At 54.5% G+C, this 14,826-nt stretch carries 10 protein-coding genes; 6 read left to right on the top strand and 4 right to left on the bottom strand.

What is annotated here, in order from left to right:
- The first annotated feature begins 120 nt into the window (after positions 1-120).
- Positions 121-1,017 carry a methyltransferase domain-containing protein gene (locus tag SD425_RS26400; RefSeq protein ID WP_324673999.1) on the top strand — a complete coding sequence of 299 codons (897 nt, stop codon included), beginning with the start codon at positions 121-123 and terminating at the stop codon, positions 1,015-1,017.
- A gap of 132 nt (positions 1,018-1,149) precedes the next feature.
- Positions 1,150-2,760 carry an Ig-like domain-containing protein gene (locus SD425_RS26395; RefSeq protein WP_324673997.1) on the top strand — a complete coding sequence of 537 codons (1,611 nt, stop codon included), beginning with the start codon at positions 1,150-1,152 and terminating at the stop codon, positions 2,758-2,760.
- 83 nt (positions 2,761-2,843) lie between these two features.
- On the opposite strand, the gene SD425_RS26390 is transcribed toward SD425_RS26395, so the two are convergent.
- Complete coding sequence (locus tag SD425_RS26390) at positions 2,844-3,803, bottom strand: helix-turn-helix domain-containing protein (protein ID WP_324673995.1); 960 nt, start codon at positions 3,801-3,803, stop codon at positions 2,844-2,846.
- Positions 3,804-3,950: 147 nt separating this feature from the next.
- The gene (locus SD425_RS26385; protein WP_324673993.1) at positions 3,951-4,811 is read right to left on the bottom strand and encodes an aldo/keto reductase; all 861 of its coding nucleotides are present in this window, start codon (positions 4,809-4,811) and stop codon (positions 3,951-3,953) included.
- 1,360 nt (positions 4,812-6,171) lie between these two features.
- On the opposite strand from SD425_RS26385, the gene SD425_RS26380 reads away from it, so the two are divergent.
- Together SD425_RS26380 and SD425_RS26375 are read left to right on the top strand one after the other, a co-directional pair.
- Positions 6,172-6,663: a DUF4385 domain-containing protein gene (locus tag SD425_RS26380; RefSeq protein ID WP_324673991.1), complete on the top strand. Its 492-nt coding sequence runs from the start codon at positions 6,172-6,174 to the stop codon at positions 6,661-6,663.
- A gap of 48 nt (positions 6,664-6,711) precedes the next feature.
- A complete protein-coding gene (locus SD425_RS26375; RefSeq protein ID WP_324673989.1) occupies positions 6,712-7,197 on the top strand; it encodes a hypothetical protein in 486 nt (161 codons plus the stop codon).
- 202 nt (positions 7,198-7,399) lie between these two features.
- Here the strand turns inward: SD425_RS26375 and SD425_RS26370 are convergent, their stop codons facing one another.
- Complete coding sequence (locus SD425_RS26370; protein ID WP_324673987.1) at positions 7,400-8,800, bottom strand: inorganic phosphate transporter; 1,401 nt, start codon at positions 8,798-8,800, stop codon at positions 7,400-7,402.
- A 225-nt stretch (positions 8,801-9,025) separates the two neighbouring features.
- On the opposite strand from SD425_RS26370, the gene SD425_RS26365 reads away from it, so the two are divergent.
- Together SD425_RS26365 and SD425_RS26360 are read left to right on the top strand one after the other, a co-directional pair.
- Positions 9,026-10,543: a glycine--tRNA ligase gene (locus SD425_RS26365; RefSeq protein ID WP_324673985.1), complete on the top strand. Its 1,518-nt coding sequence runs from the start codon at positions 9,026-9,028 to the stop codon at positions 10,541-10,543.
- A gap of 262 nt (positions 10,544-10,805) precedes the next feature.
- Positions 10,806-14,273: a PKD domain-containing protein gene (locus SD425_RS26360; protein ID WP_324673983.1), complete on the top strand. Its 3,468-nt coding sequence runs from the start codon at positions 10,806-10,808 to the stop codon at positions 14,271-14,273.
- 120 nt (positions 14,274-14,393) lie between these two features.
- On the opposite strand, the gene SD425_RS26355 is transcribed toward SD425_RS26360, so the two are convergent.
- On the bottom strand, positions 14,394-14,795 hold the full coding sequence (locus SD425_RS26355; protein ID WP_324673981.1) for a hypothetical protein: 402 nt from the start codon (positions 14,793-14,795) through the stop codon (positions 14,394-14,396).
- Between the last annotated feature and the right edge of the window lie 31 nt (positions 14,796-14,826).

The raw sequence follows: 14,826 nt of genomic DNA, 5'->3' as shown, positions 1-14,826 counted from the left end.
TAAGTGCTAGATGTTAACTATTGAATGATGAGCTGTCATTGGACCTAGCTTTTCATTCAATACTTAACATCCGGCACTTACTATCCAGCATTCAACATTTAGCATTCAACATTCTCTTTTGTGTCTTACGAGCGTCTCGAAAAGTGCCCTGTGTGCGGAAAAACCGATTTCCGCAACAAGTTGGTAGTGGAAGATAAGTCAGTTAGCAAAGAAAGCTTTGCCATTGTGCAGTGCACTGCGTGCGGTTTTCAGTTTACCAACCCGCGGCCAGATGCCGTTAGCATTGGGCGCTATTACGAGTCGGACGAGTACGTATCGCACAACAGCGCGGCGGCGGGGCTTATCAACCAGGCGTACAAAGTAGCGCGCTTTTTCACGATGCGGCGCAAAGTAGCCTTGCTCAACAAAGTAGCAGCGCGCAAAGGCAAAGTGCTAGATTATGGCTGTGGCACCGGGCACTTTTTGGCCGCCTGCAAAGCCAACGGCTGGCAGGTGCAGGGCCTAGAACCTAGCCCCCGCGCCCGCGCCGAAGCAACGAAGCGCGTCGGCAAACCTATTGAAGCTGACAACCTAGGTCCTTTCGAGGCGGGTTCCTTCGATGCTATTACGCTCTGGCACGTCCTGGAACACGTTCACGACCTGAATGATACCTTGCGCCAGCTCATTAGTTTGTTGAAGCCCGAAGGTACGCTCATCATCGCCGTGCCTAACGTCGACAGCCCCGATGCCCAGCATTACCGCCAAGATTGGGCGGCTTACGATGTACCCCGGCATCTGTACCATTTCAGCCCCAAAACCCTCGCGCAACTGCTCAAAAAGCACAAAATGCAGGTGCAAGAAACCCTGCCCATGACGCTAGACGCGTACTACGTGAGCATGCTCAGCGAAAAAAACCGCGCCGAGCGGGGTGAAGGAATCCTGACGGTGTTGCGCACGGGCTACCAGTCGAACCTGCAAGCGGCGCGGCGCGACGGCAATTATTCGAGCCTAACCTATGTCGCTAAGCGCAAGCAGTAGGGTAGGGGAGGGGCTAGGAGCGGCGGAGCTTATGCTAATTTGGCGGCTGCATTCGTTCACAATCAACTTCTTTTAACGTCGGGCGCCTACCCACGCGCTTCTAGTACTTCTTGCATGTTCCTTCGTCATCTGTTGTCTGTACTTTTTGGGTCGATGCTGCTCACTGGCTGCGCCGCCATTAGCTCACCCCAGGGTGGGCCGCGCGACAAAGAGCCGCCAAAGATGACCAGAAGCATACCGGCCAATGGCGCCCGTAACGTAACGAACCAGTCGATCCGGCTGGAGTTTTCGGAAACGGTACAGCTAAAGGATCTGCAGAAAAACTTGGTAGTAGCGCCAGTTATTTCTGATTCCAACCGCTATAAGATTAAGCAAGAGCGCACAGCCATCACCCTGACCTACGAGAAGCCACTAGCAAAGAATACAACCTATTCCTTCAACTTCGGGAATGCCATCACGGACATTACGGAGAGTAACGTCGTGCTTAATCCCATCGTGGCCTTCAGCACGGGCGCCGAGCTGGACTCGGGGCGGGTGGATGGACGCGTGACGGATCTGCTCACGGCCAGAGTGGTACCCGATGTGGCCGTCATGCTGTACCCGCAGCAAGACACTGCTAACATCCGGCGGGGCCGGCCTTACTACCTCACCCACACCGACAAGAAAGGCACTTACTCGTTTCGCTACATCAAGGAAGGTAATTACCGCTTGTTTGCGCTGGCCGATAAAAACCAAAACAACCGCTACAACGAGGGCGAGAAGATTGCCTACCTGCCCGACCTTATTACGGTGAAAGCAGGCCTTGACTCTATCCCGCTGGTGCTGACCCGCCCCGATGCGCGCAAGCCGCTGGTAGTAAGTCAGACGCCCGGCCCGGTGCAATTTAAAATTGGGTTCAACGAGGGTGTGACGCAAGTCAACCTAGCTCCGCTCGCTGCTTCTACTGCGCCCAACTCAGCCCTAAACGACGCCGTGCAACTCGCCGAACGAGGCCGCACGGTAAACCTATACCGCACCAACGTGCTGACGGAAGGCCGCTATGTGCTAGCCGCCACCGACAGCGTGGGCAACAACTCGCGCGATACCATCAATGTACGCTTTCCGGGCACGCCACCACCTCGGCGCGGCGCGGCCTACACCGTAGAAGGCAACCCCAAAGAAATAAATGCCCAGGGGCAATTGCGCATTCAGTTCGCGGATCCTATTCGTCTTCTCTCGGACAAGCCTTTCGCCACGCTCGTAGAAGACTCCACCAAACAGCGCTCCTTGCGTATTCCCACCGATGCTGTACTCAACACAGAGCGTGAGCAGCTCACGATTACGCTTAATACGAAGGCGAAGAATACCGTCACGATTCGGCTGGATAGTACCGTGCTTGCATCCGTCACGGATCGGCCGCTACGGCTCAAACCCATCCGTCTGCGCATCACTGAGCAGTCGAATACGGGTACTCTTTCCGGCACCATCGAGACGAAGTATCCGAAGTTTCAGCTTCAAGTTATCAACAACGAATTTCAGCCCATTGCGGTGCTGAACAATCCGAAAGGCACCTTCCGTTTCGACAACCTAGCTCCGGGTGCCTACCGCCTGCGTGTACTCGTGGATCTCAACGGCGATGGTAAATGGAGCGCCGGCGACCCAAACCTGAAGATACCCGCAGAGCCTGTTTATTTTTATACAGGCCTTCCTCTTGCTCCCGTACGTGCCAATTGGGAGCAAGAGGACATTAAATTAAAATTCTAACCTGAAAGCTAGGTATCCCTCCCGAACCTCATCCGCCATCCTCGCTACAAGCAGGCTGCTGGATGAGGTTCTTGCTTTTAGAGCTAGTCATATTTCTCAACATCCACTGCCGGAATACCTAGGTAAGCAGACTGTCTAAACTCGGCAGGCGTAAGGCCCATTTTCTGCTTGAACAAGCGGCTGAAGTACGAAGGATTCTCGAAGCCCAGCGAAAAAGCGATTTCGCGAATGCTCCAGGAAGTACCTAGCAGCAGGTGCTTGGCTTTTTCGAGGAGGGCAGCGTGCAGATGCTGCTGCGCATTCTGCCCGGTATGCGTGCGCAGCACGTCGCCCAGGTGGGCAGGCGATACGTGCAGGGCGTCGGCAAAGTGCTGCACGGTGGGCAGGGGCTGCTCGGCAGCACCATCTAGGTAGGTGGCCAGCAAAGCTTCGAAGCGGCTCAGCAAGTCGGGCCCATTAGCTGGCTGTACGGGGAATTGCCGGTGGTAAGCCCGACTGGCATATTGCAGCAGTACGTCGAGTTGCGTACTCAGCAACTCCTGGCTGAAAGCATCAATAGGCTGCTCGCTTTCCTGTCGCAACCCCTGGACGGTATAGTTCAGCAACTGTTCCTCAGTAGCCGACAGGGCTAGGGCTTGCTGCACCCGGTACGCGAAAAATGGGTAGCTACCCGGAAAAGGACCAGCCGGGCGGCGAGCCAGTAAGTCGGGGTGAAACACCACCATCCAGCCCTGCGCCGTTGCTGGCGCGGGAGCACCGTCAGTGGGGCAAAACTGTACGGGCTGGCCGGGCGCGTAAAAACCTAGCTCTCCTTGTCGATAGTCGTACACCTGCTGCCCATAGGGAAGCTGCCCATGGAAGTGCCGCTTCAAGACGACCAGGTAGAGGTGGCGCAGAGCAGGTTCGGCGAATAACTCGGGTATCGGATACTGCGCTAGGTCAATTACCGTCAGGAGCGGGTGACTGGGCGGGGCAAAGCCGTAATGCTGCGTAAAGTCGGCTACCGTGTTCAGGACGGCGAAGCGGGCCACGGAAGGTCTCATGAGTGCGAGAGGAAGCTACGAAGAAGGAATAAGCTGTTCGCGACTAGTCAGTAGCAGCCAGCTTTCGTTCTGCTACAATTTCTTGTAAGCAAAACAAAAACCAACCGCTACTGGCTTGTCGCGAACAGCTTATTCGTTGACGAATGCCTAGCGGAGCGTCTCTAAATCTTGCATATCCTGCGCAGTCAGTTGCACGGAGGCTGCCCGCATGTTCTCTTCCAGGTGCGCGATGCTGGTAGTGCCGGGGATGGGCAGAATGTTTGGTGCGTGGTGTAATAGCCAGCTCAAAGCGAGCTGCCGCACCGAAACCTGGTGCCGCGCGGCTACTTGCTGCACCAGTTCGGTTTCCTGCACCTGCCCTCCGCCGATGGGAAACCATGGAATAAAGGCAATGCCCTGTTCACGGCAATACGTCAGCACGGGTTCCGCTGCCCGATCGAATAGGCTGTAGCGGTTCTGGACTGAGACTACCGGAAAGTGCTGCTGAGCCAGCTTGATGTCGTCGACAGATACTTCCGACAAACCTAGGTGCCGTACCAAGCCCTGGCGTTGGGCATCGGCCAAGAAGGCAAAGGTGCGCTCAGAGGGCACCCTCGGATCAATGCGGTGCAGCTGGTAGAGGTCGATGCGCTCTAGCTTGAGGCGGCGCAAGCTACCGGTGAGGGCATCGTGCAGGTGCTGCGGCGTGCCATCCAGCAGTACGCCATCTACACCAGGAGCGAAGCGCACGCAGCCACCTTTCGTGCCGATAACCACCCCAGCCGCGTAGGGGTGTAGCGCTTCGGCTAGCAGCTCTTCCGACACGAAGGGACCATACATATCGGCCGTATCAATAAAGGTTACGCCGAGCTCTACCACCCGCCGTAGCAGCGCGAGCATAGCTGGCCGATCGGCCGGTGGGCCCCAGAGACCTGGGCCAGGGGTACGCATCGCGCCAAAGCCGAGCCTGTTTACGGGAAAATCACCTCCTAACAAAAAGGTAGGTTCTGTGGACAATACGTTGTTCATGGAGTAAACTAGAAGTAAGGCGTGAGCCCCTGTCTTAGCAGGTAGTCGCTTCACTGCCCTTGAGTGTGCAATACAAAGGTCCGGAGCTAGGCTGCTGGCCGAGCTATCCAAATTCCGGTTTGTATGCTACAAATTATGGATGCTACCAGCCCTCTTTCATAGGGCGGAGCCTGTTGCGTTACTCTGTTGTCCTTTCTATTATACTCTCAATACCTGATGTTGCCCCTGAAGCTGTTCACCTAAGTCCAAGGCACCGGTTATGCCTCCACTACGTTGTCCATTACCTTGCTACTAGGATGGCAAAAGCACGGCAGAGCGCGGTGATAGTCATCAATAGCTGCTGGGATACGCCGCGCCAGTTTTCGCCCGAAACTTCATAGGCGGTTGAGCAGCACGCAAGCTTATCCACATTAAAAGGTGCACTCCCGATTAGCTAGGGCTGTTTCCACACGTATTCCACATAGTTTTCCACTTACGAATGCACACAAAGCGTAAACTGTGGATAACGTTGGGGAAATGTGGGGATAACTGGTGGAGAAAAAGCGGATAAGTTTTTTTGTTGTTCACAAATCCAGCACAGTCAATTTCACTTGTGGATAAGCGTGGAAAACTTCGTGGGAAAAAGGACCTAATCCACACTGTGCATTTCCTGTGGATTGTGGATTAGTGGATAACTCTGTGGATTGTTAATAATTCATATAAACCGCTAATAATAAACAATTTATTATCCACACACCCTGTTGATAGACGGTGCATAAAGTCGAACTTGTACACAAGTTTTCCCCGCTGTGGATAACGTTTATTTTTTATCCACTTATGCACACCCCTAATGACAGGGGATTAAAAAGATTTATTTAAAAAAGATTTTTTCAAAAGTTATTAACGGTGTGGAAAAGTGAATTGAACCTGCCTTTCGCATTTTTGAAAAAGCTAGGCTTCATGTTGTGACACGGAGCAGTGCACAACACTAAACCAAGCGTAGCGCAATCCGGAAAAGAATACTTCAAGCGTCGGCCTAGCTCGACAGTCAAGTACACAGCCGTGCGCCGAACTCACAGTATTATCCACACACTGCGCCCTTTGCGGCTCTTCTGCGCGGAACCCATCTGCACAGCCAATAAGCTAGCCTATTGAAAAAGGGCCTTTATCAACCTATATCGTGTGGAAAAGTGGATAAGTAAACCTTCCACTAGCGGGTTTGAGCTAAAAGCCATCGGAGAGCAACTAAAAAGCTAAGCATTAACCAATTGACTGTAGAGTTATCCACTTTTCCACATAGGCTTCTGTGGAAAACTTTGTGGAAACTAGCTACTCAACCGGCTAGTGGCGTATACATACCAGACACCACCCTCGCGTCTGTATGCCGTTCAACTACGACCTAGATTTCCACACCGTCGACTTTCGGCAGCACCCAGAGCTTTACCGGGTGGGCAAAGGCGAGCAGGGCGTGTTACTTGTCGAGCCGTATAAATCGGAAATACTGCCGCATTGGCGATTCCGCACGCCCGAAGTGGCCCGTGAATCGTCGGAGCATATCTACACGTTGTTTCTCGCCTACCTCCAGGCCAATGACTTCATCGGCGCCGATATGGCACGCAAGTTCCTGCAGATGGGCTTCACGCGAGCGAGACGCTACGCTAATCATCGTGGCGGCAAGAAGTACGATGGGCCCGTGCCGGCTGACAAGAAAGGCCAAAGCGGTGCCCACGGTCGAGCCGAGCTACCCCGCGCACCGGAAGATCCGGATAAAGCGGCCGCTGCTGCCATCTTCAAGCTGAAGTGGGACGAGGCCAAGCACCACCCCGACTACGTGCAGCAGCGGGCTTCTTTCGAGGCCCAGTACGGCCGCTGACCCATGAATACCTACCTTTAACCTAGCATTCACTAGTTGCTTACCATTATGCAAACGCCCCAAATCAAACCATCTGGTACCTCCGATGCCGAAATCGTGCTGGGCACCGGCATGGGCTCACTCCGCTTTGGTGCTTCCATGGACGACGTACGTGCCCTCATGGGCGAGCCGGAAGAAGTCGAAGAATCAGACGACGACGATGAATTCGAGCACCAAGCCTGGAACTACCTCGACGAAGGATACTCGCTCTACTTCGACCGTGAAGACGACTACCGCCTGAGCTGCATCGAAACCGACCATCCCGAGATGCGTCTCTATGGCGAGCTGATTCATGGCAAGTCGCAGCAGGAAATTCAGAACCTAATGCGCCAGCATGGCCACGAAACCAGCGAAATAGAAAAGATGGATACCGGCGAAGTACGCCTCTCCTACGAAAAGGAAATGATTGACCTTTACTTTGATGAAGACGAGCTTCAGTTTGTCAACTTTGGTGTCTTCATCAACGATGACCTAGAAGTGCAATGGCCGAGCTAGTCAGGTAGTTATCCACAAAACAGTCGTTTTAGGCTGTGGATAAGTGGATAACTCACCATTGTTACTTGGTTTTTGCAAATGAATTCTAGGATTAATATAAAATCAGAATTCATGCCTGCGTAACATTTTAGTAATTGAGCAACAAAAAAGCCACTCCTATAGGAGTGGCTTTTTTGTTGCTATTCCAAGGAAGCTCAGCGGCTTACAGGATAGCGCGGAACAGTAAAAAGATACCGCCTGCTAAGAACATTGTCACGGGTAGCGTGAGAACCCAAGCTAGAGCGATGTTGCGCACCATCTGCGGATTCAAGTTCTTGATGCCCCGGTTGGCGACCATGGAGCCGGCGATGGCCGATGATAATACGTGCGTGGTGCTGGTGGGCAGGCCGAACGCCGTGGTCACCCCAATCATGCTGGCCGCTACCAGTTCGGAAGAGGCACCTTGCGCGTAGGTGAGGTGCTCTTTACCGATCCGCTCCCCGATAGTTTTCACGATGCGCTGCCAGCCGATCATGGTACCTAGGCCCAGCGATATCGACACGATAATCAGCACCCACTTGGGCGCGTAGTCGGTGAAGGTGCGCATGTTCTTGATGGCCGTATCGTATTGCTCGCGGTCGACGGTGCTGATGGGCAGTTGCTTGCTGGCTACCAGCTTAGACGCACGGTTGTTGAGCAGCAGAATGTCGCGGCGAATCTCGAAGCGAGCGTTTTGGGGCAAATCATTCACGCTGGTTTTACCGGCAAAGATGCGGTCGAGGTCGGCTGTTTGGGCCCGTGATTCAGCTAGCAGCTTCTGGTCGGCTTCGCTTAAGCCCGCGGCGTTTACTTTTCCCAGTACCTGTTCCACCTTGGTCAGCGACTCGCGCATATCAAGGGGGTTTAGGTCCTTGTTGAGCGCATAGAAAGTGGGCACGATACCAATCAGGATCAGCATGACCAAGCCTACGCCCTTCTGTCCGTCGTTGGAACCATGGAAGAAGCTTACCAGCGTACACGTCACAATCAGGATCAGGCGAATCCAGAGGGGTGGGGGCTTGCGCTTGTGGGGCTCCTTAAAGATGGCTTTGCTACGCACGAAGCGTTTGAGCAAAAACATCATTACAATGGTGAGCGAGAAACCGAAGATTGGGCTGATGAGCAGGGCTAGGCCTGTTTCGCCGGCTTTGCCCCAATTCACGGCTGCTCCGCGGGAGTCGGGCAGGAAGGAAAAGGCAATGCCCACTCCTAAAATAGATCCAATGAGGGCGTGGGAGCTAGACGATGGCAGGCCGTAGTACCACGTACCCACGTTCCAGATGATGGCCGCCACAATGAGCGCCCCAACCATGGCAATGCCGTGGTACACGTTCTGGTCGACGAGGCTCTCGACGGGCAACAGGTACACGATGCCCATCGCAACCCCGATACCACCGGCAAACACGCCGATAAAATTCCAGAAGGCCGACCAGATAACGGCTACCCAGGGCCGGAGGGTGTTGGTGTAAATGACCGTCGCTACGGCGTTGGCCGTGTCGTGAAAGCCGTTGACAAATTCGAAGGCGCAGGCTGCCAGCAAACAGGCTAGCAGCAACAGCAGCACATGAGGCTCTAAGCCAAGCATAAGGGGTGCGTTAAAGTAAAATCAAATGTTGGGCAGTCAAAGGTAGGTTGACCAGCAAAGGCGGCAAGATTATGAAATTGTTAAGGCATGCAAGCTGCTGACGGAAAGATTCAACATTGAATTATGGTAAATGACTGCCACAAGGCCGCAAAAGCAAGTCAACAAACAACGCTTGTTAATGACGGAAAATCTTTTCCATTTGCGCTTCAGACTATCTTTGCCCCTATGAGCAATCCGACGCAAAAACCTTCCCTCGAAAATACCCAACTCAAGGACATCGTGGCGCACGCCAAAGAATACGGTTTCGTGTTCCCGTCGTCCGAGATTTACGATGGCCTCGCGGCCGTGTACGACTACGGTCCCAACGGCGTAGAGTTGAAGAATAACTTGAAGCAGCTGTGGTGGCGCGCCATGACGCAGTTGAACGCCAACGTAGTGGGTATTGATGCCGCTATCTTCATGCACCCGCTCACGTGGAAAGCAAGCGGCCACGTCGACGGCTTCAACGACCCGCTGATTGATAACCTCGACTCGAAGAAGCGCTACCGCGCCGACGTGCTCATTGAAGACAAGGCCGCTGAGCTAGCCAAGCAAGGTGACCAAGCAGGCGCGGACATCTTATTGGCTGATATGGGCCGCTTGCTCACCGCCGAGGACCTAGCCGGCGTGCGCCAACTGATCATCGACTACAAAATTACGTGCCCCGTATCGGGCACTTCGAACTGGACCGACGTACGGCAGTTCAACCTGATGTATTCGACGCAGGGCAGCGCCGTGGAAGGCGACGCCGCGCAGATCTACCTGCGGCCGGAAACGGCGCAGGGTATCTTCGTAAACTTCCTGAACGTGCAGAAATCAGCACGCATGAAGATTCCATTCGGGATTGCGCAAATCGGCAAAGCGTTCCGCAACGAGATTGTAGCGCGGCAGTTCATCTTCCGCATGCGGGAGTTCGAACAAATGGAAATGCAGTTCTTCATCCGGCCTGGGACAGAGATGGAGTGGTACAACAAGTGGAAGGAAACGCGTCATCGCTGGCACCAAGCTGTGGGTCTGCCCACCGACAAGCTTCGCTTCCACGACCACGACAAGCTAGCCCACTACGCTAATGCGGCTGTAGATATCGAGTATGAATTCCCCTTTGGCTTCAAAGAAATCGAAGGTATTCACTCCCGCACCGACTTTGACCTGACGCAGCACCAAGCCTTGTCGAAGAAAAAACAGCAGTACTTCGACAATGACCTCGACCCCGAGACGGGCAAGCCCTACGGCAACTACGTGCCCTACGTGGTAGAAACATCAGTAGGAGCCGACCGCTTATTTCTGGCTACGCTATGCCAAGCCTACACGGAAGAAACGATTACGGAGGGGGAAGGCGAGAAGGAACAAACCAAGACGCGCACCTTCTTGAAGCTGCACCCAGCTTTGTCGCCGGTGAAGGCTGCCATCTTCCCGCTCGTGAAGAAAGATGGGATGCCAGAGAAGGCACAAGCCATCTTCGACGAGTTGCGCCACGATTTCCGTCTGGTGATTGAAGACAAAGACGCCATCGGTAAGCGCTACACCCGCCAGGACCTTATCGGTACGCCCTTCTGCATCGTGGTCGACGGGCAAACCATGGAAGACAACACCGTGACGGTACGCCACCGCGATTCGCGCGAGCAAACGCGGATGCCGATTTCGGAGCTGCGCAGCTACATCGGCGAGGCCGTGAGCTTCCGTCGCATCTTTGAACACTTGTAGAACTCTGCTGAAAAGCTAGGTAAGCGCCTGTACTGCTAAGTCAAACCTAGCAGTGCAGGCGCTTTCTTGATTAAAGGGCATCCGGAGATGTAAGTAGTTTCTCGATCAAGGACCTAGCTTTTGAGCTGCATAGCGATTCTCGCTTAGCTTGCCCTTAAAAGATGCTATCTAGTCTGGAAAAAAGAGAAGTTGGATGCAAGGAATTGCTAGCTTTACTCAGCGGCTATTTGCCTTGGTTTTCCACTCAGCCTTATTGCTTTTTATGCGCATTTCTACACTCGCTGGCCGCGCTGGCTGGCTGGTTGGGTTAATACTTACGAGTTTATTCCAGATAGCGCCTGCGCTAGCCCAGACCACCACGAAAGTAGTTGGGCCGCCACCGAGTCGGCCACTCCAATTCGTGGCCAATCGGAACCAGTGGGTCAAGCCGGTCCTGTTTGCCACCGATGTGCCGGGCGGGCGCTTGTTCCTGGAGCAAGGACGTCTTACACAAGTTCTCTACGACACCAAGGCAGTGGTCGCGCACCATGAAAAGGCCGCCGGGCACCCCGAGCAGCGCATCAAGGCGCACGCTTACTCCGTCACGTTTGAAGGCGCCAACCAAGCGGCTTTGGTACAAGGAGGGGTGCCAACTGGCGAGGTTACGAACTATTTCCTGGGCAACGACCCGCAGCACTGGGCCAGCCAAGTACCTTCCTACGGCGAAGTGCGTTACCAGGAATTATATAAAGGCACCAACCTGCGCTTCTACACCCACGACAAAGCGCTGGAGTACGACTTCGAGCTAGCTCCCGAAGCAGATCCGCGCATGATTCGGTTACGCTACGATGGGCAGCAACAAGTGCGTGTCGTGGCGGGGGCTCTGCACATCATCACCTCGGTAGGAGAAGTGGTCGAGCAGCGGCCCTACGCTTACCAGAAAATCGGTAACCAAAAGATGGCAGTGGCATGCGACTACGCGCTAGACCCGAACGGCAGCACCGTTTCGTTTCGGTTGCCGAAGGGCTACAACACGGCCCTGCCACTCGTTATCGATCCGGTGCTGGTGTATTCAACTTACTCCGGCTCGGTTGCTACCAACTGGGGCTACTCAGCCACGTACGACGATCAGGGCAACCTCTATTGTGGCAGCGTAGCTTTCGGTATTGGCTACCCGACTACCCTAGGGGCCTACAGCGTCACGTTTGGCGGCCAGCGCGACATTACCATCACGAAGTTTGACCCCAAAGCCTCGGGCGAGGCGAGTCGCATATACTCTACCTACCTAGGTGGCAGCAGCGAAGAACACCCGCACAGCTTGCTAGTCGACCACGCCGGCAACCTGCTCATCTACGGTTCTACTAACTCCGCCAACTTTCCGACCACCAGCGGTGCCTACAGCCGCAGCCTCAAAGGTGACGCCGACATTATCGTTAGTAAGCTGAACCCCACGGGTACAGCCCTGCTGGCTTCCACGTACCTAGGGGGCACCTCCACCGACGGCCAGCTGCCAGATTATTCCTTCGGCAACGTGCTGTCGCGCAACTTCGGCGACTCATTCCGCGGCGATATTACCACCGATAGCCAGGACAATATCTATCTAGCTTCTTCCACCACATCTACTGACTTTCCGATCGTTGGCGGTTTTCAAACCACTTTGCAAGGTTCGCGCGATGCCATTGTGCTGAAGCTAGCCAGCAGCCTAGGTGCTATCGAATGGAGCACCTTCCTAGGAGGAACAAACCAAGACGCCGCATACTCCATTCAGTTGGATGCTAACAACAACGCATTTGTAAGCGGCGGTACGAACAGCACCGATTTCCCCGGCGTAACGAACGGCTATAATGCTGCCTATCAGGGAGGTGTCACCGATGGTTTTGTAGCGCGCATTACGGCCAACGGTCGTACGCTCACCCAGGCCACCTACCTAGGTACCAACGACTATGACCAGGCGTACTTTGTGCAACTCGACCGGCAAGGCGAGGTGTACGTGTACGGACAAACCAACGGTGCTTACCCCGTTACGCAGGGTCTGTACGTCAATCCGAACAGCCGGCAATTTATTCACAAGCTCAATCCGGAGCTCACTACCTCGCGTTTTTCCACGGTTATTGGTAATGGTGCTACGTCAGGCTCGCCCACGAACATTTCGCCTACGGCCTTCTTAGTCAATGACTGTGGGCAGATTCTTCTCTCGGGCTACGGCGCCTACATTGCCGATATGCCCACCACGCCCGATGCTATTCAGCTGAAACCAACGAATCCTGCGGGAAGCTCCAGTGTCAACGGCGACTTTTACCTCATGCAGCTCTCGGCCGACGTGAAGCAGCTGCTCTACGGCACTTACTTTGGCAACGGCACGCTCCACGTCGATGGAGGCGCTTCTCGCTTCGATAAGCGGGGCGTGATTTACCAAACTGTTTGTTCCGGTACAGGAACATTCTACCCGCTAGTGCCTGTCACGCCGAACGCCTGGGCTACTACGTACGGTAATGGGGCTGGGCGCAATGCCGTAGCGTTCAAGCTGGATGTTTCACAGCTAAGCGCCGATTTTGAGTCTTCTCTTACCCCTACAGGTCCACGTGCAACGAGCGGCTGCGCGCCGCTGCGCATGTATTTTCGACCTAGCTCCGCTACTAGCGGTTTAAACTGGGATTTTGGCAATGGCCAGACGTCAACTGCGACTGGCACAGTATCTACCGTGTACACGACGCCGGGCAGCTACCCCGTGCGCCTGACCGTCACGGATCCGAATGGGTGCTTGCGAAGCGCCACCATTGTCGATACGATCAAAGTGTACGGCTTGCCGCGTTCCGCCGCCGGCCCCGATCAGCTGATCTGCGCTGGTAGCTCTACTACACTTACTGTTGCCAATGCTGGGCCGGGCGTGACCTACTCGTGGGCACCAGCTACCGGGCTCAATACCACCACGGGCCGCACCGTAATAGCCTCTCCTAGTGCTACTACTACGTACATCGTAACGGCAACGGTGCCCAACGGCTGCGTGAACAAAGACACCGTGGTGGTAAGCCTAGACCCTACTGCGCAAATCTCCCTCGGTCCTACTCGTACCATTTGTCCCGATGCCTCTGTCACGCTTTCGGTGTCGCCAACTATTGCTGGCACGTTTACCTGGTCGCCGGCGACGGGCCTGAATACGACATCAGGGCCTAGTGTTATTGCTTCGCCTAAAGTGCCGACACTGTATACCGTGCGGGCCAATGCCACCAACGGCTGCACCAACGAAGCGAGAGTGCAGGTACAGATTTATGCCCAACCCAACCTAGCTTTTACCAACCTACCTCTTGAGTACATCAACCGGGATGTGAGCTTTCCGAACACGTCGCAGGGCGCTACCAGCTACCTCTGGGACTTTGGCGACGGTCAAAGTAGCTCCGATGCTTCGCCAACCCACCGCTATGCAAACCCTGGCAAGTATACTATTAGGATGACAGCCTTTTATGGGAGCGGCTGCCAGAAAGAGCTAACTCAATCCATTACCATCCGTGACGTGTCCGTCACGAATATTATCACGCCCAATGACGACGGGCTAAATGATCACTTTGTGCCGCAGGTAAGTACCCAACCCGTTCTGCTGAAGCTGTACAATCGGTGGGGAAAGCAAGTGTTTGAAAGCGCAAACTACACCGGCGGCTGGGGCGATTCTACAACGCCAGTAGGCACCTATTACTACCAGATCCTAACCAAAACGGGCGAGTCGTGGAAGGGCTGGTTGCAAGTAAACCGCTAGCCAACCTAGCTTCCGAACACAAGCCTGAAGCTTACCGGTTGGGCTCTTATATCAAAGCACAAAAAAGCCCCGGCACTTGCCGGGGCTTTCCGCTGGGTGGGCGACGTGGGAATTTTTAGATTAGTTCGTGCTGAGCCAAGCAGTGGCTTCGCGCCGGCACGTGAAGTAGTTGAACTCTACTTGCTTAGGCGGTAGGGCTTTCATCGCCAGTAGGTTCCCGATTTGATATTGGTACTGGCCTTCCGAAACCACCGCCGCAATAAAGATCGGATAGTGTAGCGGCGTACGCAGCTGCTGGGTTAGCGGGTCCAACAGCCATTGTTCTGCGTCGTCGGAGGGAGGAGCGTTGCGCTTCAGATCGAGTAGGAGCTTTGCTACGTGCTCTTGCTGCATCGTCTGCAGCGCACGCTGGTAAGCTTGCGCAAAGTCTGTTGTCAAGCTCAGCGCATTATAACTTAGGCGTAGCGTAGCCGTATCCGAATGATAGGTAAGCGATGCATTCGGAGTTTGGTACAAAGTCATTTGCAGAATAGAAGGGAGCAAAGCCAATCGG

It is taken from the genome of Hymenobacter sp. GOD-10R, assembly GCF_035609205.1.
GTDB lineage: Bacteria > Bacteroidota > Bacteroidia > Cytophagales > Hymenobacteraceae > Hymenobacter.
This window is presented reverse-complemented; position numbering and strand designations above follow the sequence as displayed.